Origin of the sequence: Mycobacterium sp., assembly GCF_049278535.1 — a bacterium.
Taxonomy (GTDB): Bacteria; Actinomycetota; Actinomycetes; order Mycobacteriales; family Mycobacteriaceae; genus Mycobacterium.
This window is the reverse complement of record NZ_JBAPMI010000061.1, coordinates 1-18,226: the sequence shown is the minus strand read 5'-3', so window position 1 is coordinate 18,226 and position 18,226 is coordinate 1. Positions and strand designations below refer to the sequence as shown.

Annotated in this window: 21 protein-coding genes and 1 pseudogene; 9 read left to right on the top strand and 13 right to left on the bottom strand. The window is 65.0% G+C overall.

The window, feature by feature from the left end; translation table 11 throughout:
* Together WAO18_RS03635 and WAO18_RS03630 are read right to left on the bottom strand one after the other, a co-directional pair.
* Positions 1-101 (bottom strand): annotated as a pseudogene (locus WAO18_RS03635) (acyl-CoA dehydrogenase); the annotation flags it as partial.
* Positions 98-1,231 carry an acyl-CoA dehydrogenase family protein gene (locus WAO18_RS03630; protein WP_422203977.1) on the bottom strand — a complete coding sequence of 378 codons (1,134 nt, stop codon included), beginning with the start codon at positions 1,229-1,231 and terminating at the stop codon, positions 98-100. The gene WAO18_RS03630 and the pseudogene WAO18_RS03635, both read right to left, overlap by 4 nt.
* Between WAO18_RS03630 and WAO18_RS03625 the strand changes: the two genes are divergently transcribed.
* Positions 1,198-2,565 carry an RNA-guided endonuclease InsQ/TnpB family protein gene (locus WAO18_RS03625; protein WP_422203976.1) on the top strand — a complete coding sequence of 456 codons (1,368 nt, stop codon included), beginning with the start codon at positions 1,198-1,200 and terminating at the stop codon, positions 2,563-2,565. The two genes, WAO18_RS03630 and WAO18_RS03625, sit on opposite strands and share 34 nt — an antisense overlap.
* 32 nt (positions 2,566-2,597) lie before the next feature.
* On the opposite strand, the gene fadD3 is transcribed toward WAO18_RS03625, so the two are convergent.
* Entirely contained in the window at positions 2,598-4,136 is a 1,539-nt protein-coding gene (gene fadD3 / locus WAO18_RS03620) for a 3-((3aS,4S,7aS)-7a-methyl-1,5-dioxo-octahydro-1H-inden-4-yl)propanoate--CoA ligase FadD3 (RefSeq protein WP_422203974.1), read from the bottom strand.
* A gap of 101 nt (positions 4,137-4,237) precedes the next feature.
* Here fadD3 and ipdE1 point away from each other — a divergent pair, with 101 nt between their 5' ends.
* The 4 genes from ipdE1 to fadA6 are packed head-to-tail and all read left to right on the top strand — an operon-like array spanning position 4,238 to position 7,926.
* The gene (gene ipdE1, locus WAO18_RS03615; RefSeq protein WP_422203972.1) at positions 4,238-5,383 is read left to right on the top strand and encodes an acyl-CoA dehydrogenase IpdE1; all 1,146 of its coding nucleotides are present in this window, start codon (positions 4,238-4,240) and stop codon (positions 5,381-5,383) included.
* Complete coding sequence (ipdF, locus tag WAO18_RS03610) at positions 5,380-6,168, top strand: (5R,7aS)-5-hydroxy-7a-methyl-1-oxo-2,3,5,6,7,7a-hexahydro-1H-indene-carboxyl-CoA reductase (protein WP_422203970.1); 789 nt, start codon at positions 5,380-5,382, stop codon at positions 6,166-6,168. The genes ipdE1 and ipdF overlap by 4 nt, the downstream gene beginning before the upstream one ends.
* Positions 6,165-6,764, top strand: a complete 600-nt coding sequence (kstR2, locus tag WAO18_RS03605; protein ID WP_422203968.1) for a TetR family transcriptional regulator KstR2 — start codon at positions 6,165-6,167, stop codon at positions 6,762-6,764. The genes ipdF and kstR2 overlap by 4 nt, the downstream gene beginning before the upstream one ends.
* Position 6,765: 1 nt before the next feature.
* On the top strand, positions 6,766-7,926 hold the full coding sequence (gene fadA6 / locus WAO18_RS03600) for a steroid 3-ketoacyl-CoA thiolase FadA6 (protein ID WP_422203966.1): 1,161 nt from the start codon (positions 6,766-6,768) through the stop codon (positions 7,924-7,926).
* A gap of 6 nt (positions 7,927-7,932) precedes the next feature.
* Here the strand turns inward: fadA6 and WAO18_RS03595 are convergent, their stop codons facing one another.
* Complete coding sequence (locus WAO18_RS03595) at positions 7,933-8,223, bottom strand: CDGP domain-containing protein (RefSeq protein ID WP_422203965.1); 291 nt, start codon at positions 8,221-8,223, stop codon at positions 7,933-7,935.
* Positions 8,224-8,317: 94 nt separating this feature from the next.
* A complete protein-coding gene (locus WAO18_RS03590) occupies positions 8,318-8,923 on the bottom strand; it encodes a TetR/AcrR family transcriptional regulator (RefSeq protein WP_422203963.1) in 606 nt (201 codons plus the stop codon).
* 84 nt (positions 8,924-9,007) lie between these two features.
* Here WAO18_RS03590 and WAO18_RS03585 point away from each other — a divergent pair, with 84 nt between their 5' ends.
* Together WAO18_RS03585 and WAO18_RS03580 are read left to right on the top strand one after the other, a co-directional pair.
* A complete protein-coding gene (locus tag WAO18_RS03585; RefSeq protein WP_422203962.1) occupies positions 9,008-9,694 on the top strand; it encodes a DUF899 domain-containing protein in 687 nt (228 codons plus the stop codon).
* Positions 9,691-10,080, top strand: a complete 390-nt coding sequence (locus tag WAO18_RS03580) for a VOC family protein (protein WP_422203961.1) — start codon at positions 9,691-9,693, stop codon at positions 10,078-10,080. Before WAO18_RS03585 ends, WAO18_RS03580 begins: the two co-directional genes overlap by 4 nt.
* Positions 10,081-10,094: 14 nt before the next feature.
* On the opposite strand, the gene ipdC is transcribed toward WAO18_RS03580, so the two are convergent.
* From ipdC to echA20, 4 genes are read right to left on the bottom strand one after another with little or no spacing between them, the layout of a single operon-like run.
* Entirely contained in the window at positions 10,095-11,156 is a 1,062-nt protein-coding gene (gene ipdC, locus WAO18_RS03575; RefSeq protein ID WP_422203959.1) for a (3aS,4S,5R,7aS)-5-hydroxy-7a-methyl-1-oxo-octahydro-1H-indene-4-carboxyl-CoA dehydrogenase, read from the bottom strand.
* Complete coding sequence (ipdB, locus tag WAO18_RS03570) at positions 11,153-11,908, bottom strand: cholesterol ring-cleaving hydrolase subunit IpdB (protein ID WP_422203957.1); 756 nt, start codon at positions 11,906-11,908, stop codon at positions 11,153-11,155. Before ipdB ends, ipdC begins: the two co-directional genes overlap by 4 nt.
* A complete protein-coding gene (ipdA, locus tag WAO18_RS03565) occupies positions 11,905-12,789 on the bottom strand; it encodes a cholesterol ring-cleaving hydrolase subunit IpdA (RefSeq protein ID WP_422203955.1) in 885 nt (294 codons plus the stop codon). The genes ipdB and ipdA overlap by 4 nt, the downstream gene beginning before the upstream one ends.
* Positions 12,786-13,544 carry a (7aS)-7a-methyl-1,5-dioxo-2,3,5,6,7,7a-hexahydro-1H-indene-carboxyl-CoA hydrolase gene (gene echA20, locus WAO18_RS03560; RefSeq protein ID WP_422203953.1) on the bottom strand — a complete coding sequence of 253 codons (759 nt, stop codon included), beginning with the start codon at positions 13,542-13,544 and terminating at the stop codon, positions 12,786-12,788. The genes ipdA and echA20 overlap by 4 nt, the downstream gene beginning before the upstream one ends.
* Positions 13,545-13,612: 68 nt before the next feature.
* Between echA20 and WAO18_RS03555 the strand changes: the two genes are divergently transcribed.
* Together WAO18_RS03555 and WAO18_RS03550 are read left to right on the top strand one after the other, a co-directional pair.
* Positions 13,613-14,398, top strand: a complete 786-nt coding sequence (locus WAO18_RS03555; RefSeq protein WP_422203951.1) for an SDR family oxidoreductase — start codon at positions 13,613-13,615, stop codon at positions 14,396-14,398.
* 23 nt (positions 14,399-14,421) lie between these two features.
* Positions 14,422-15,327 (top strand): SDR family oxidoreductase, encoded by a 906-nt coding sequence (locus WAO18_RS03550; RefSeq protein WP_422203949.1) that lies wholly within the window; start codon positions 14,422-14,424, stop codon positions 15,325-15,327.
* A 320-nt stretch (positions 15,328-15,647) separates the two neighbouring features.
* Here WAO18_RS03550 and WAO18_RS03545 read toward each other — a convergent pair whose 3' ends face one another.
* Genes WAO18_RS03545 through WAO18_RS03530 form a run of 4 tightly spaced genes read right to left on the bottom strand, consistent with a single transcriptional unit; the run spans position 15,648 to position 18,172 of the window.
* Entirely contained in the window at positions 15,648-16,100 is a 453-nt protein-coding gene (locus WAO18_RS03545) for a nitroreductase family deazaflavin-dependent oxidoreductase (RefSeq protein ID WP_422203947.1), read from the bottom strand.
* A gap of 10 nt (positions 16,101-16,110) precedes the next feature.
* Positions 16,111-16,569, bottom strand: a complete 459-nt coding sequence (locus tag WAO18_RS03540; RefSeq protein ID WP_422203945.1) for a nitroreductase family deazaflavin-dependent oxidoreductase — start codon at positions 16,567-16,569, stop codon at positions 16,111-16,113.
* Positions 16,570-16,579: 10 nt separating this feature from the next.
* On the bottom strand, positions 16,580-16,996 hold the full coding sequence (locus WAO18_RS03535) for a hypothetical protein (protein WP_422203943.1): 417 nt from the start codon (positions 16,994-16,996) through the stop codon (positions 16,580-16,582).
* A 12-nt stretch (positions 16,997-17,008) separates the two neighbouring features.
* Positions 17,009-18,172, bottom strand: a complete 1,164-nt coding sequence (locus WAO18_RS03530; protein ID WP_422203942.1) for a steroid 3-ketoacyl-CoA thiolase — start codon at positions 18,170-18,172, stop codon at positions 17,009-17,011.
* Positions 18,173-18,226 lie beyond the last annotated feature (54 nt).

Below are 18,226 nucleotides of genomic sequence, written 5' to 3'. Positions count from 1 at the left end.
CCGGCCCAGGCGCGCACCGCGCCCGGCAGGTCGGCTGCGGCCAGCGCCGCGTCGATGCTCGCGGCGAAGTCGCGCTGCTGTTCGTCAAGATCGAATCTCATTTGGCCCTCTCCCGGGGCAGTCCCAGCAGCCGCTCGGCGATGATGTTCCGCTGAATCTCGTTGGTGCCCGCATAGATCGGACCGCCCAGCGCGAACAGCAGCCCGTCCGTCCAGTTGCTGGCCAGCTCGCCATCAGCGCCGCGGATCTCCAGTGCGGTCTGGTGCACCGCGACGTCCAGGTCTGACCAGAACACCTTGGTCACCGAGGATTCCGCACCGAGTTCACCACCGCCGGCCAGCCGGGTCACGGTGCCGAAGGTGTGCAGCCGATAGGCCTGCGCTTTGATCCACGCATCGGCGACGTCGTCACCGAAGGCGCTGTCGCCGTTGGCTTTCCACAGCTCAGCGAGGCGCTCGGCGGAAGCCAGGAACCTTGCCGGGCTGCGCAGCGACATACCGCGCTCGTTGCTCGACGTGCTCATCGCCGCGCGCCAGCCCTGGTTCACCTCGCCGATCACGTCTGCGTCGGGCACGAACACGTCGTCGAGGAAGATCTCGCCGAATCCGGTGTCGCCGCCGAGCTGAGCGATCGGTCGAACAGTTATCCCGTCGGCCTTGAGGTCAAACATGAAATACGTCAGCCCGCTGTGGCGCTGCGCTTGGGGATCTGAGCGGAACAGTCCAAATGCCCGTTCGCCGAACGGCGCTCGCGAGCTCCATATCTTCTGGCCGTTGAGCAACCAGCCGCCGTCGGTGCGAGTCGCCGTCGAGCGCAATGAGGCGAGGTCGCTGCCGGATTCCGGTTCCGACCAGGCTTGCGCCCAAATCTCTTCGCCGCTGGCCATCTTCGGCAAAACCCGATTCAGCTGCTCCTCGGTGCCGTGCGCGAACAATGTCGGCGCCAGCATCGAGGTGCCGTTGGCGCTGGCCCGCCCGGGCGCACCGGCGCGGAAGTACTCCTCCTCGTAGACCACCCACTCCAGGAGGGTTGCGTCGCGGCCCCCGTACTGCTGCGGCCAGGTGATGACCGACAGCCCGGCGTCGAAAAGCACCCTGTCCCAACGGCGGTGCTGCTCGAAACCCTCCGCGGTGTCGTAAGAATGTGTTGGAAACGCATCCCGGTGCGAGGACAGGAACTCCCGCACCTCGTGCTGAAATGTCAGCGTGTCGTCGTCAAATTGCAGATCCATCAGTGCCCCCCGAGGGAACCGGCGACGTTAGCTGTCGGGGGAATCGCGGCCGACCAGTTTGGTCTGGTGGGTTTTGTCGGTGTCGTTGCATAGGGTGCGGTCATGTTGAGCGGTCGCTTTGCTTGCAGTGGAGTGGATCTGTTGTGAGGCGGGCGTATGTGTTTCGGTTGCGGCCCACTTCCCGCCAGCATGTGGCGTTGGCGGCGTGTGTGGAGGCGCACCGCGAGCTTTACAACGCGGCCTTGCAGGAGCGCCGGGATGGTTGGTCGCACGCCAGTAAGACGCGGATCCGCTATGGGGATCAGTCGGCGCAGCTGACTGAGATGCGAGTAGTGCGTCCGGATCAGGCGGTGTGGTCGTTCTCCAGTCAGCAAGCGACGTTGCGGCGGTTGAACAAGGCGTTCGCCGGGTTCTTCCGCCGGGTGAAGACAGCGAAAGCCGATGTGAAGCGGGGGTATCCACGCTTCAAAGGTGCTGGACGGTTTGACAGCGTGGAGTGGCCTAGAGACGGTGACGGTGCGCGCTGGCTGCCCGAGCAGCGCCGGGTGTATCTGCAGGGCATTGGCCAGGTCAAGGTTCACCAGCACCGTGAGGTGGCGGGCCGGGTGAAGACGATCCAGATCAAACGACAAGGACGGCGCTGGATGCTGGTGCTCTCGTGTGACGATGTCCCGGCCAATCCGCTGCCCGTGACCAACCTCCAGGTCGGCGTTGATGTCGGCATCGTCAGCTTCGCTACCACCAGCGACGGAGAGAGGGTCCACAATCCGCTTTGGGCGCGCGTTTCGGCGCAACGGCTGGCCGCCGCCCAGCAACGGCTGGCTCGGGCACGCCGCAGCGGGAACAATCGTGAGGCCAAACGAGAAGCCGTCGCCGCCCGGCATCGCAAAATCGCGAACCAACGCAGGGACTTTCATCACCAACAAGCCCGCAACCTCGCCGCCCGATACGACCTGATCGTCGTGGAAGATCTGAAAATCGCGAACATGCTGCGCCGGGCCAAACCTATTCCGGATCCCGCCAACCCGGGGCACTACCTGCCTAATGGGGCTCGGGCGAAATCCGGTCTCAACCGTTCGATCAGTGACGCTGGCTGGGGCCAGTTCGTCTCGATACTGCGCGCCAAAGCGGAAGAGGCTGGGCGGGCTTGGATTGAGGTCGACCCCCGGCACACCTCCGACCGCTGCGAGCAATGCGGGCACGCAGCCCGAGAGAACCGCGTCACCCAAGCGGAATTCGCCTGCCAGCGCTGCGGTCACACCGCACCAGCAGACGAACACGCCGCACGCAACATCCTGCGGGCCGGACTGGCCCATCATGCCCACGCGGCATGAAAAGAAGCTGGCGGCGTCAGCCGTCGTAGAAGTCACCACGCCATCTCTCGCAATTGCGGTTTGACCACCTTGCCGCCCGCATTGCGCGGCAGCGTGTCGACAAACCTCACCGAACGTGGGGCTTTGAAATTCGCCAAGTACTCACGGGTGTAAGCGATCACCGCCTGCTCGTCGAGCCCGGAGCCGGGCCGCGTCACCAGGAACGCCCGGCCCACTTCGCCGAGTCGCTGGTCGGGAACGCCGATCACCGCGCAGTCCAGCACACCGTCCAGACGCGCCAACACCTGCTCGATCTCAGCGGGGTAGACGTTGAAGCCGCCGCAGATGTACATGTCCTTGAGCCGGTCGGTGATCTGTAGATTGCCTGCGGCATCGAGCTTTCCGATGTCGCCGGTGTGCAACCAGCCGTCGGCGTCTACTGCAGCCGCCGTGGCTTGCGGGTCATCGAGATAGCCGAGCATCACATTAGGACCGCGCAGCAGCACCTCTCCTGTTTCGGCGCCGATACGCAGCTCGAAATCGGCAATCGGCCGCCCGCATGTGGTGGCCACCGTGACCGCATCGTCGTCGGCGCGACACATCGTGCCCATTCCGTTGGACTCGGTCAGGCCGTAGGCGGTCAGCACGATGTCGATATCGAGTTCGGTCTGCATCCGCTCGATCAGCACGACCGGCACGGTTGCCGCGCCGGTCACGGCGAAGCGCAGGGAGCTCAGGTCGTAGCGGCCGCGGGCGGGATGGTCGAGCAGGGTCTGGTAGATGGTTGGCGGCCCGGGCAGCACGGTGATCCGGTGTTCGGCGACCGCGCGTAGCGCCTGCTCGGCGTCGAAGGTCAGCTGCGGGATCAACGTGGCGCCGGTTTGCAGGCAGGCCAGGATGCCGGCCTTGTAACCGAAGTTGTGGAAGAACGGGTTGATGCACAGGTAGCGGTCGTCGCGGGTGATCTTGCCGCAGGCGGCCCACGACGCCGAACCGGCCAGCGACTGCCGGTGCGCACACAGCACGCCTTTGCTGCGACCGGTGGTGCCGGAGGTGAACAAGACGTCGGAGACGTCGTCGGGCCCGACCGCCGCGGCCCGGGCGTCCGCCGCCTCGAGGTCGGATCCGTGGCCGATGAACTCGTCCCACGTCTCGTCATCGAGACGCGCGCTGCTTTCTACGGGGACTCGCACGATGTGACGCAGATCGGGCAGTGCGGATCGGTCGAGGTCGGCGACTCGGTCGGCTCCGAGGAACTCGCCCATCGCCACCAGCAAGGGGGCGCCGGTGCGTGCCAGGATGTCAGACGCTTCAGCGGCGGTGTAGCGGGTGTTCAGCGGTACTACGGTGGCGCCGGCATAGTGGGTGGCCAGGCAGGCAATCACCCAGTGCCAGGTGTTCGGCGACCAGATTGCCACCCGATCGCCGGTCTGCACGTCAAGGCTGATCATCGCCGCGGCCGCCCGGCGGACCTCGTCGCGCAATTCGCCGAAAGTGAGGGTTCGATCGGGCGTGACCAGTGCGTTGTGGTCGGGAAGCTCGCGTGCGATGTGATCTAGCGCCGCAGGAATGGTCTGCGGATGGCTCGACATCGAACTCCTCGGTGCGGATCGCCCGGCTGCTATCCCGCCGCTGCACGGCGCATCATCGCCGGGGCTAACAAAGCAAGTGCTTGGTAGGTTAGCCTACAGGGGTGCAAGGCGTCGAGGAGTTCAGGGCCGAGGTCCGCGATTGGCTGGCTGAGAACCTGGTCGGTGAGTTCGCCGCACTCAAAGGGCTCGGTGGGCCAGGTCGTGAGAATGAGGCGTTCGAAGAGCGGCGGGCCTGGAACCAGCACCTGGCGCAGGCGGGCCTGACCTGTTTGGGTTGGCCGGTCGAGCACGGCGGGCGCGGGCTGTCCGTCGCCCACCGGGTCGCGTTCTACGAGGAATACGCGATCGCCAACGCACCCGCCAAGGTCAACCATTTTGGTGAAGAACTGCTGGGACCGACGTTGATCGCCTTCGGTACGGCGGAGCAGCAGCAGCGATTTCTTCCCCGCATTCTGGACGTCACCGAGCTGTGGTCGCAGGGCTACTCCGAGCCGGGCGCCGGCAGCGATCTGGCCAACGTGTCCACCACGGCGGTGCTGGACAACGACGAGTGGGTGATCAACGGCCAGAAGGTGTGGACATCGCTGGCGCACTGGGCGCAGTGGTGCTTCGTGGTGGCGCGCAGCGAAAAAGGCTCCAAGCGGCACGCCGGGTTGTCGTACCTGCTCGTCCCGCTCGACCAGCCCGGGGTGGACGTCCGCCCGATCGTTCAGCTGACCGGTGACTCGGAGTTCAATGAGGTTTTCTTCGACGACGCCCGCACCGATGCCGATCTTGTCGTGGGCCAGCCCGGTGACGGCTGGCGGGTCGCGATGGGAACGCTGACCTTCGAGCGCGGAGTGTCGACGCTCGGTCAACAGATCGTCTATGCCCGCGAGCTGAGTGCTGTGGTGGAGCTGGCCAAAAGCACCGGCGCGGCAGACGACCCGCTGATCCGCGAACGTCTGACCCGCTCATGGGCCGGGCTGCGGGCCATGCGCTCGTATGCGTTGGCGACCATGGATGTCGAGCAGCCGGGTCAGGACAACGTCTCGAAGTTGTTGTGGGCCAACTGGCATCGTGAACTGGGTGAGATCGCGATGGATGTGCAGGGCAAGGCGGCCCTGGTGCTGACCGGCGGCGACTTCGACGAATGGCAGCGGCTCTACCTGTTCACCCGCGCGGACACCATCTACGGCGGCTCCAACGAGATCCAGCGCAACATCATCGCCGAGCGGGTGCTCGGCCTACCCAGGGAGGCTCGATGACGCTCGCCGTTGCGCCGAAAGAAGTTGCCGGGCACGGCCTTCTGAAAGGCAAGGTCGTGATCGTCACGGCCGCGGCCGGCACCGGCATCGGTTCGGCGACCGCCCGGCGTGCGCTCGTCGAGGGTGCCGACGTCGTCGTATCCGACCACCACGAACGCCGGCTTGGCGAAACCCGCGACGAGTTGTCCGCGCTGGGACTGGGCCGGGTCGAGAGCGTGGTGTGCGATGTCACGTCCACCGCGCAGGTCGACGCCTTGATCGCATCGACCACCGCGCGGCTGGGCCGGATCGACGTGGTCGTCAACAACGCCGGCCTGGGCGGTCAAAGCCCGGTGGTCGATATGACCGACGACGAGTGGGACCGCGTTCTCAACGTCACGCTGACGTCGGTCCTGCGCACCACCCGGGCGGCGCTGCGATACTTTCGCGATGCTGATCACGGCGGTGTCATTGTGAACAATGCGAGCGTGCTCGGCTGGCGGGCGCAGCATTCGCAGTCCCACTACGCGGCCGCCAAAGCGGGCGTGATGGCGTTGACACGTTGCAGCGCAATCGAAGCCGTCGAATACGGGGTGCGGATCAACGCGGTGTCGCCGAGCATCGCTCGGCACAAGTTCCTCGATAAGACCAGCTCGACTGAGCTGCTCGACCAGTTGTCGGCCGGCGAGGCGTTCGGCCGGGCGGCCGAGCCGTGGGAGGTGGCCGCCACCATCGCGTTCCTGGCCAGTGAGTACTCCAGTTATCTGACTGGAGAAGTGATTTCGGTGTCGAGTCAGCACCCATGACCGAGCTCAGCCCGCCGAACAGCCGCCGCGACGAGTTATTGGAACTCGCCGCGACGATGTTTGCCGAACGCGGGCTACGCGCAACAACCGTGCGCGACATCGCCGACAGTGCCGGCATCCTGTCGGGCAGCCTGTATCACCACTTCTCTTCGAAAGAAGAGATGGTCGACGAAGTGCTGCGGAAGTTCATGGACTGGCTCTTCGCCCGCTACGAGGAAATCATTGACACGCAGTCGAATCCGCTGCAGCGACTCAGAGGGCTGTTCATGGCGTCGTTCGACGCCATCGAGAATCGGCATGCCCAGGTCGTCATCTATCAGGATGAAGCCAAGCGTCTGCTGCCTCAGCCCCGGTTCTCCTACCTCGAGGACCTGAACAAACAGCAGCGCAAGATGTGGGTCGACGTGCTGCACCAGGGCATCGAAGAAGGGTATTTCCGACCCGATCTCGACGTCGACCTGGTTTATCGATTTATCCGTGACACCACCTGGGTGTCGGTGCGCTGGTATCAGCCCGGCGGACCGCTCACCGCGCAACAGGTGGGTGAGCAGTATCTCGCTATCGTCCTAGGTGGAATCACCAAAGAAGGAGTCTGAAATGCCCGAGGCTTATGTCATCGATGCTGTGCGCACTGCCGTTGGTAAGCGCAATGGGTCACTGGCCGGCGTGCATCCCGTCGACTTGGGCGCGCTCGGCTGGCGCGGACTGTTGGACCGCGTCGACATCGATCCCGCCGCCGTCGACGACGTGATCGCCGGCTGTGTCGACGCCATCGGGGCGCAGGCCGGCAACATCGCCCGGCTGTCGTGGCTGGCCGCAGGCTATCCGGAAGAGGTTCCCGGCGTCACCGTCGACCGACAGTGTGGTTCCAGCCAGCAGGCCATCTCCTTTGGCGCGCAAGCCATCATGGCGGGCACCGCGGACGTGATCGTGGCCGGTGGCGTGCAGAACATGAGCCAAATCCCGATCTCGTCGGCCATGATTGTCGGGGAGCAATTCGGATTCACCTCGCCGACCAACGAATCCAAGCAGTGGCTGCACCGGTACGGCGATCAGGAGATCTCGCAGTTCCGCGGCTCTGAGTTGATCGCCGAGAAGTGGAACCTGTCCCGCGAAGAGATGGAGCAGTACGCGCTGACCAGTCACGAACGAGCGTTCGGCGCGATTCGCGGCGGCCACTTCGACAACGAGATCATTGCCGTGGAAACCGAATCCGGCGTGTTCCGCGTCGACGAAGGTCCCCGCGAGTCGTCGCTGGAGAAGATGGCCGGGCTGAAGCCGTTGGTCGAAGGGGGTCGTCTCACCGCCGCGATGGCCAGTCAGATTTCCGACGGTGCCAGCGCGGTGCTGTTGGCCTCCGAGCAGGCGGTCAAGGATCACAAGCTCACGCCGCGGGCGCGTATCCATCACATCAGCGCCCGCGCCGCCGACCCGGTGTTCATGCTGACCGGGCCGATCCCGGCAACCCGCTACGCGCTGGAGAAGACCGGCCTGTCGATTGACGACATCGACACCGTCGAGATCAACGAGGCATTCGCGCCGGTCGTGTTGGCCTGGCTCAAGGAGATCAAGGCCGACCCGGAGAAGGTCAACCCCAACGGCGGCGCGATCGCCCTGGGCCACCCGTTAGGCGCAACCGGGGCAAAGCTTTTCACCACCATGCTGAACGAGCTGGAGCGCACCGGCGGCCGCTACGGCCTGCAGACGATGTGCGAAGGCGGCGGCACCGCCAACGTCACGATCATCGAACGGTTGTAGTTCGGCTCAGCCGTCGAGGTGGGTAGGCGGGTCGGCGAAACCGAACCCCCCGGGGTGCAGGTCGGGCCCCATCACGTCGCAGCTCTTTTCGGGTATGAGGAATGAGCTGGCGCCTTGATAGGACAGGTGGGTCGTTGCCACGCAACGCTGCCAGGTGCCGTCCGGTTGCACGGGTCCATCGCACTTGCTGAGCACGCCGCCGCCATAGATGCAGCCGGCGCGGGCCGGCGGCGCCGAGTGCACCAGCCCCCCGGCCATCAGCAGGGCAGCCAGTCCTCCGACGATGCAGCGCTTCATGGTTGCCTCCTGTTCAGCCGGCAACCAATGACGCTACCGCTCGGCTAACCCGTTATTGCACCATTCCGCTATCTCTTGCCAGCTGCCCGCGCGTTCATTTTCGGCGGGATATTCCGGCGATGATGTCGTCGACTGTGCGTCCCGCCAGCAACTCCGCTTGTCGACGCCTGACATGACGCAACGGTCCGCGCAGAGCAAGTTCGGCAAACCCGTGCACCGCCGACCAGCAGGGCCATTCGGCTCCTTCGCGTTGCTCAGCGGTTAGCCCGCCCGCAGCCACCATCGCATCGAGCGCATCCACCAGTGCCAGATATGGTGGTGCGCCGGCAGTCTCGTCGCTCAGTCCGATCGGATCGGCGCTGAAGAAGGCGACCGTGAACCACCCCGGCTCGTCGAGTGCAAATTTGATGTAGCCCAGGCCGACGGCGTGCAGCCGATCACGTGCATCGGGCTCGGCCGAACCATGTCGGCGCGCCATCCGTGCCGCCATCCGGTGCTGAATCGCCGTCGCAACCGCGCTGAGCAAAGCCTCGCGATCGACAAAGTGGCGGTACGCGGCGTTCGGTGAAACCCCAACGCGCCGAGTCGCTTCCCGAATGGTCAGTGCCTCCGGCCCACCGGTTCGGGTCAGGTGCAGACCGGCATCGATCAACGCCGTGCGCAGATCTCCGTGGTGATAACCGGTCTTCAATGTGGCCAACGCTTGACCCTTCTCGGGTTGAAAGTGTACGGTGTGAACATTACCATGTTGACAGCGTGAACATAAGCTTCGGAGGGGTTGGTTGTGAGTACTGCTGGATTGCCGCCGGTGGTGGATGCACAGGAGTGGCAGCGCGAACTGGATGCGCTGCGCACCCGGGAGAAAGCGGTCACTCGTGAACTCGACGCGATCGCCGCGCAGCGACGACGCCTGCCGATGGTCGCGATGCCGGACTACACCCTGGAGGGCGAGAACGGGCCGGTGCGATTGGTCGATGTGTTCCACGGCAAGTCGCAGCTGATCGTGTACAACCACATGTGGTTTCCAGATGAAGAGTGGCAATGCCCGGGGTGCACCGGCTTCACGTCTCAGTTCACCCGGCTAGAGTTCCTGGATAACTGGGACGCTCGATTCGTCATCGTGACTCAAGGACCCATTGACGAAGCACTCGCGTACAAGCGGCGGGTGGGCAATCAGATGACCTGGTACTCCACTGCCAACAGCTCGTTCGGCGCGGATGTCGGAGCCCCACCGAACGGCGGCTTCGGGGTCAATGTCTTTCTCCGCGACGGCGATAACGTCTACCGAACCTGGCACACCAACGGCCGTGGGACCGAACAACTGAGCCACTCGTTCGCGTTGATCGACCTACTCCCGTATGGCCGCCAGGAAGAGTGGCAAGACTCCCCGGACGGCTGGCCGCAATCCCCGACATACAGCCGCTGGGCAGGTTCTGAAGACATCGCACGGATATACGGAGGAGCAAGATGACCACGACGACGACCGGCCTGACCACGATCAGCCTGGTATGCCTGCCGACACTCGAGCAGGACAAAGCGGTGGCGTTTTACGAGTCGCTCGGCTTCGAGAAGCGGACCGACCAGCCGTTCCATGGCGGCTACCGGTGGATCGAGGTCTATCCTCCGCAGGGCACGACCGGCATCGCGCTTGCTCCACCCCCGCCGGATAGCGGACCTGTGCAGCCGGCCAACACCGGTGTCACGTTGACCACCAGCGACATCGACGCGACCCACGCGGCGATGAAGGAACTCGGCATCGACGTCGATGCGCAGGTGTCGCGAGCGGGCGAGCCGGTTCCACCGCTGTTCTGGTTCCGCGACCCGACCGGGCACACCCTGATGGTCGTGGAGTCCTGATTACGCGAAACCTGTCAGTCCTGGATGAATGCGGACGCCGACTGTAGATGCTTGACGGCATCGGCGACGATCGCGTCGATCAACTCCGCGCATGACGGCAGGTCTTCGACGATGCCGGCCACCTGGCCAGAGGCCAGCACGCCGGCATCGGTGTTGCCCTCAACCAGGCCGGCCTTGAGCAGCATCGGGGTGTTGGCGGCCATCACCACCTGCGACCAGGACAGCTCCTTGCCGTGCCGCATCGCCAGGCCGTCGCGAATCATCGATGACCAGGTCATCTGCGACATCTTCTTGAACTTCGCGGCGTTGCCGATGGCGGCAGTGAAACCCCTTGCCCGCGAGCCGCTTTCCAGCTTCTCGACGAGCCCGGTGCGCAGCACCCGGTGCGGCATGCCGTCGACCCGAGTGGTGACGACGGTGCCGTCGAGCGCGGATTGCAGATAACGCTGCTTGACCGCGTCGGGCACGGTGGAATCCGAGGTGAGCAGGAACCGGGTACCCATGGCCACCCCGGCGGCGCCGTACGACAACGCCGCGGCGAGCCCGCGGCCGTCGAAGAAGCCGCCCGCGGCGATCACCGGGATGCTGACGGCGTCGAGCACCGACGGCAGCAGCAGAGTGGTGGCGATCGGTCCGGTGTGTCCACCGCCCTCACCGCCCTGGACGATCACTGCATCGGCACCCCAGGAGGCGACCTTGCGGGCGTGCTTGGCAAGACCAACCGATGGAATCACCACTGAGCCGGCTTCTTTGAGCTTGCTGATCAGCTCTTGCTTGGGGGCCAACGCGAATGAGGCGACCTTGACGCCTTCGCGGATCATCAGATCCACCCGGTCGCCGGCGTCGCCGGCATCGGCGCGGATGTTGACGCCGAACGGTTTGTCGGTGGCTGCCTTGACCTTTCCGATCGCGACGGCCAATTCGTCGAGCGTCATGGTGGCCGAGGCCAAGATGCCCAGACCGCCGGCATTGGAGGTCGCCGCCACCAGCCGCGCGCCGGCCACCCATCCCATTCCGGTTTGCACCACCGGGTGCTCGATACCGATCAGCTCGGTCAGCGGCGTCCGCAACTTCATGAACGTATTTCCCGGTCGCGCAATGCCTTCGGATCGATGTCCTCTCGGATCAGGCGCAACTCGTCGTCGGTCGGCAGCCTGGACTCGTCCGCGTTGTCCAGGTCGTGTATTTCGAACGAGCTGTTTTCGCGGACCTCGTCGGGTGAGACGCCGGGGTGCAGGGTCAGCGCGCGCATCGTGCGGCCCGGCCCGCCGAAGTCGAAGACGCCGAGGTTGGACACCACTCGATAGGTGTTGGCGAATCGGAACGCCGGGTTGTCGGCGTCTACGTTGTCCCAGCCGATACCGCAGACCACATCGACGGTCTCGCAGAACACCCGCTTGGAATGGTTGCCCACCCAGTAGCTGGTCGCATGGTTGATGGCGTTACCGGGCGCGCCGCGAACACCGAACATCTGCCGCTTCGGTTGCTGCAGTGGCCCGAACGCCGAGATGTTCTGATTGCCGTGTTGGTCAACCTGATTGGCGCCCATCACCACATGCCGCCGTCCCCAGGCCAGCGTCTCGAACACCCGGCTGAACGGCATCCAGCCTTCAACGGGTCCGGTCTTGCCGAGTGCCGGGGTGTCGGCCAGCAGTTGCGCCTCGCCATCGGTCAGCAGGATGTCGGGCGAGAAGGTCAGGCGGGCCAGCCGTGCGCCGACCGACGCCATGTTCGTCATCGGGCTGACCATGATTTCGCCGGCATCGCGGAACAAGTCCGCGCAGGCGACTGCGCACACCTCGGCGCGACTGCTCGCGGTGTCGGTCACGATGACGCCTCCTCTGCGAACTTACGCACAGCCGCCTGGTATTCGGCTTCACCGCCGGATAGATAAGTCTGCACGAATGTCTGCCAGCCCTCGTCCGTCGCGGCGGCTTCGGCATAGTGCCGTTGAAACTTCTCGTCACGGCCGTAATCCGGTGCGGCGGTGGTGAAGTGGGAACCGCCGGGTGCCTCGACAACCCCGTCGACCATCATCCGGTTCACCAGCAACGCTTGCGGCGGTACGGCTTTGACCAGTTCGCCGGTCGAGACCACGCGCTCCACCGAGAGGTAGCGCCGTTCGGCGGCCATCAGGAAGAGATCGTCGAAGTAAGGTTCGATGCCGGTGTAGGCGCCATTGCCTCGCTCGTCGCCGAGGTTGAGATGCACGAACGCCGCGTCCAGGTTCAAGGCCGGCATCGCGAGTAAGGTCTCGTGTCCACCGTCCGGTGCCGGGTAGGGGCTGGTCACCGTCTGCAGTTCGCCTTCCCAAAAGTCGAGAACTGAACTGCCCAGCCCGGCGCGAATTGGCAAGAACGGCAGTCGTTGGGCAGCGGCCTGCAGTCCGCAGCGCACCATGCCCTCGTCCATTTCGCGGGCTTCCAGGGCGCCGCTGCTGCGGGCCTTGGCGAACCACGGGTCATAGAACGGCGGCGAGTCCAGCGAGACGAAGCCGTAGTAGACGCGCTTGACCTTGCCCGCCGAGCACAGCAGCCCCAAATCCGGCCCGCCGTAAGTCACTACGGTCAGATCTTTGACGTCGGTGCGCAGCATGGCGCGCACGAACGCCATGGGCTTACGCCGCGATCCCCAGCCGCCGACGCCGATCGTCATGCCGCTGCGCAACTGTGCGACGGCGTCGTCGAGAGTGGTGCGTTTGTCGCTCACGCCTTCTTGCCCTTCGCGGTGCCGGCGAACGCGTCGCGGTGCTCGTCGGCGACCCCGGCGAGGTTGAGTTCGAAGGTAAAGCCTTGCTCCATGCGATAACTGGAGTTCACCCGCTGCACGTCGATCAGGTTCAGTGCCTCCTTGGCCGCGCGGATCACGCGGGTGTCCTTGGCGGCGATATCGCGGGCCACCCGCAGCGCGGCTTCGTCGAGTTCCTCGCGCGGTACCACCTCGTGCACCGAACCGAAGTGGTGCAGCGTGGCGGCGTCGACCGTGGCGGCGGTGAAGAACAGTCGGCGCATCAGGTGCTGCGGCACCAAGCGCGACAGGTGGGTCGCCGCGCCGAGGGCGCCGCGCTCGACCTCGGGCAGCCCGAACGTGGCGTCCTCGGAAGCCACGATGACGTCGGCGTTACCCACCAATCCGATGCCGCCTCCGACGCAGAATCCGTTGACCGCGGCGATGACCGGGACCGCGCACTCGTAGACCGCGCGGAATGCGGCAAAGCAGCCCCGGTTAGCGTCGATCAGCGCGGTGAATCCTTCGGTGCGCTGCATCTCCTTGATGTCGACGCCGGCGTTGAATCCGCGGCCCTCGGCGCGCAGGATCACCGCGTGGGTGGTCTGGTCGTTGCCGGCGGCGGTCAGCACCTCGCCGAGCTCGAACCAGCCGCGCGACGGGATGGCATTGACGGGGGGATAGTCGACCGTGACCGCGACTATCCCGGGTTCGACTGTGCGTGACGTGATTGTCATCGAGATCCTCGACCACTTCCTCGGGGGGACGATTACCTAAGCAAGCACTTGCTTGGTACGCTAGCACAGTGACCCACGCCGACGAAGGCCCCGGATTCAGCTTCGGGCTCACCGGCCGGGTCGTGCTGGTGACCGGCGGTGTTCGAGGGGTTGGCGCCGGAATCAGCAGCGTTTTCGCCCGGCAAGGTGCCACCGTCGTCACCTGCGCCAGGCGCCAGGTCGAAGGCCTGCCCTACGAGTTTCACCCCTGCGACATCCGGGACGATGACGCGGTCGAGGCGATGATCGACGCGATCGTCTACCGGCACGGCCACCTCGACGTGGTCGTCAACAACGCCGGAGGTTCGCCCTTCGTCTTGACGGCGGAGTCCAGCGCCAAATTCAATCGCAAGATCATCGAGCTGAATCTGCTTGGCGCACTCTCGGTTTCCCAGCACGCCAATGCCACCATGCAAAATCAGCCGGGCGGCGGGTCGATCGTCAACATCTGCAGCCTCAGCGGCCGTCGGCCGTCACCGGGCACCGGCGCCTACGGCGCGGCCAAGGCCGGTCTGGAAAGCCTCACGCAGACGCTGGCCGTGGAGTGGGGTCCGAAGGTCCGGGTGAACGCCTGCGTCGTCGGCATGGTCGAGACCGAACAATCGGAACTATTCTACGGCGACGCTGATTCGATCGCCGCGATTTCGAAGAACGTGCCACTCGGCCGGCTCGCCACGCCCGCCGATGTCGGTTGGGCCGCAGCATTTTTGGCGTCGGACGCGGCGGCCTATATCAGCGGCGCCTCGTTGGAGGTGCACGGCGGCGGTGAACCACCGCACTATCTGGCCACCACTAATGCGAGCGCGATCAAGTAGAGGATGACGAGGATGGGTAGCTAATGGGAATAGTCGACGGCCGCGTCGTCATCGTCACCGGAGCGGGCGGCGGTATCGGCCGCGCGCACGCCCTGGCGTTCGCCGCCGAAGGCGCACGCGTTGTCGTCAATGACATCGGCGTGGGCCTGGACGGATCACCGGCCGGCGGAGGCAGCGCGGCCCAGAGCGTCGTCGACGAGATCACCGCCGCCGGAGGCGAAGCCGTCGCCAACGGCTCCAACATCGCGGACTGGGGTCAAGCCGCTGCTCTGGTCCAGACCGCCGTCGACACATTTGGTGGCCTGGATGTGCTGGTGAACAACGCCGGCATCGTGCGTGACCGGATGATGGCCAATACCAGCGAAGAGGAATTCGACGCCGTCATCGCGGTGCATCTGAAGGGCCACTTCGCCACCATGCGGCACGCCGCCTCCTACTGGCGGGGCCTGAGCAAAGAGGGCAAAGCCGTCGACGCCCGGATCATCAACACCAGCTCGGGTGCCGGCCTGCAAGGCAGCGTCGGGCAGGGCAATTACAGCGCCGCCAAGGCGGGTATCGCGGCGATGACTCTGGTCGCCGCCGCGGAAATGGGCCGCTACGGCGTCACGGTCAACGCGATCGCGCCGTCGGCCCGCACCCGGATGACCGAGACGGTGTTCGCCGACATGATGTCCACCCAAGACGACGACTTCGATGCGATGGCACCAGAGAACATCTCCCCGTTGGTGGTGTGGCTGGGCAGCACCGAATCTCGCGACATCACCGGCAAGGTCTTCGAGGTCGAGGGCGGCAAAATCCGCGTCGCCGAAGGTTGGGCACACGGACCACAGATCGACAAGGGTGCGCAATGGGACCCCGCCGAACTGGGGCCCGTCGTCGCCGACCTGCTTGCCAAGTCGCGGTCACCGGTCCCGGTCTACGGCGCCTGATTTCACGGCCTACCCGAGCCGGGTGTGCACTTCGACTGGGAGCGACGGAGCCAGTGCGGTGTCGATCTGACTGAGGCCGGCACGGATCACGGTCTCGATCGCCGCCGGAAGAATGCGCATCGATGTCGTGGATTCGGCCTAGACGCCGCCACCGAAGGCGGCAACGATCTGATCGAACACCTCGACCGGGAATTGGGTGAACGCCGTCTCGATTTGGGTGAGGCCGGTGTGTAGGGCGGCGTCGAACGTCGCCGAATTCCCGCTGAGCAGAGCAATCTATCGCATCCGACCTGCTTATTTAAGGTAAATCACAGGTTTGCTTAAGCCGGTTCACACACCACCAACGGGATTTGCCGATCCGTGGCCTCGCGGTATCCGCGATATGGGGGATATATCTCCATCAGCGACTGCCAGTACTGCGCGCGTTCTGAGTCGGTGGCATCGCGTGCCGACATCTGCAGCCGCTCGTCGCGGATCTGGACGTTCACCAGGGGATTGGTTTTGAGATTGAGGTACCAGGTCGGATTCTGCGCCCGGCCGCCGAACGATGCCGGCAAAATCACCCGCTCGCCGTCACGCAGGTACAGCGTCGGCGTCGTGCGCGGCTCACCCGATTTGCGGCCGGTGGTGGTCAACAAAGCGGCCGGGAACCACAGCAACTTGGCACCGAGTCGGCCGTTGGTGCGCAGGTACACCCAGATGTGCACGCGGGCAAAGTATTTGAGCAATACAGCGAGAAATCGCGAGTTGCGAAACCAGCTTCGCCGCGTCACGCCTTCCAGGCTACGGGTCGCAAATCACGATCGGGATGGTCCGATCGGTCCACGACTGATAGTCGTCGTACGACGGGTACATCTTGACCAGCTGTGGCCAATAATGGGCCCGCTCTTCGTCGGTGGCGTCACGCGCGGTCAAATCCAGCACCTCTTTTTTGATCTGCACTGAAACCTTGGGATCGGCTTTGAGATTGAGGTACCACATCGGGTTACTCGCGGAGCCACCCTTTGACGCGGCGACGATCACCCGGTTGCCGTCACGCAGAAAATACAGCGGGCTGACCCGGGGCTGCCCGGTCTTGCGTCCGGTGGTTGTCAGCAGGGCGACTGGAATGTTCTGAAATGTGCTGCCCAGCCCTTCACCCCCGCCGCGGCGATACATGAAGGTGTTGAGGCGCGACATCCACTTGATGAAGAAATCGGTGAACGGCGTATTCAGAAAACGTGGTGCTGATTTCGAGGCCATGACAGCGATCCTAGGTGTGTTGAATGAATGGACGCATCTGAGCGTTGATGTGGCGGATCTTGCCGTCCACGATAAGAAACGTCTCGTCGACGTGCGAACACACCCGCCGCCCGGCGAGCTTCGGTTTGGTGATCACATCGAATTGCGCCCGCACCCGGTCGCCGTCGACTTCGAACTTCGGCGGCGTGCACGCCTCGATGATCCGGAACTGGGGGCCGCGATTCAGGCTGCGCCGCAAGTGTTTTCCGGAGAAGCCGGTCTTGATGCCCATCTCGAACCGAACGCAGTCCGGCGCGAACGGCACGTCATCGCCGCGGTGGTTGGCCAGCGCGTCGATGTATAACTGCGCCGCCGCGACGCGGTCCTCGTCAGACGCCGCTGTCACTCGATTGCCCGCCTCCTCCTCATCTCGCTTCGCGCTCTGCATCGTTGGCGAGCGCTAGATGCGCTCGATGATGGTGCCGGTCGACAGCGCACCGCCGGCGCACATGGTGATCAGCGCGGTGGTCTGGTCGGTGCGCTCCAGCTCGTGCAGGGCGGTGGTGATCAGCCGGCTGCCGGTGCTGCCGACCGGGTGGCCCAGCGCGATCGCGCCGCCGTTGACATTCACCTTGTCCATGTCCGGGTTGTGCACCCGCACCCAGGACAGCACGACCGACGCAAAAGCCTCGTTGATCTCGGTGATGTCGATGTCGCCCATCTTCATGCCGGCCTTCTCCAGCACCTTCGCCGTCGACTGCACCGGACCGTCCAGGTGGTAGTAGGGCTCGGCGCCGACGAGCGCCTGGCTGACGATGCGGGCCCGTGGCTTCAGTCCCAGCGCCTTGGCTTTGTCTTCGTCCATCCACAGCACGGCTGCGGCGCCGTCGGAGATCTGCGACGACGTGCCCGCGGTGTGGATCCCGCCCTCGATGACCGGCTTGAGCTGGCTCAGTCCCTCCAGCGTGGTGTCGCGCAGGCCCTGATCCTTGGTGACGACGTGCCGATCGCTGGTCGGCTGCTTGTTCTCGTCGAGGACTGGCGCCTCGATGCCGCTGATCTCGCGGTCGAACCGGCCCTCGGCCCAGGCCTGCTTGGCCTTGCGCTGCGAGTCGAACCCGAACTGGTCGATCTCCTCCCGGGTGATACCGCGGCGCTTGGCGATCCGCTCGGCGGCGGTGAACTGGTCGGGCAGGTCGATGTCCCACGACGCGGGCCGAAGGATTCCGCGGTCGGGGCCGGCGTTGGCGCCCAGCCCGACGCGGCTCATCGCCTCGATGCCGCAGGCGATGCCGATGTCGATGGCACCCGCGGCGATCAGACCCGCGACCAGACCGTTGGCCTGCTGGCCGCTGCCGCACTGGCAGTCCACCGTCATGGCGCCCACTTGCTCGGGCAGCCCGGCGACGAGCCAGCCGACCCGGGTGATGTTGTTCGACTGCTCGCCGTACTGCGTCACGCAGCCGCCGACGATTTGTTCGACATCGCCGGCGTCGATGCCGGCCTTCTCCACGAGCGCCTTCTGCGTGGCGCCCAACAGCTCGGTGGCGTGCAGTCCTGACAACCACCCGGCACGTTTGCCGATCGGGCTGCGGGTGGCTTCAACAATTACCGGGTTACCCATGAGGTCAGGCTAGAACACGTTTCATTACCCTGACAAGCGACGATGCTCCGACAC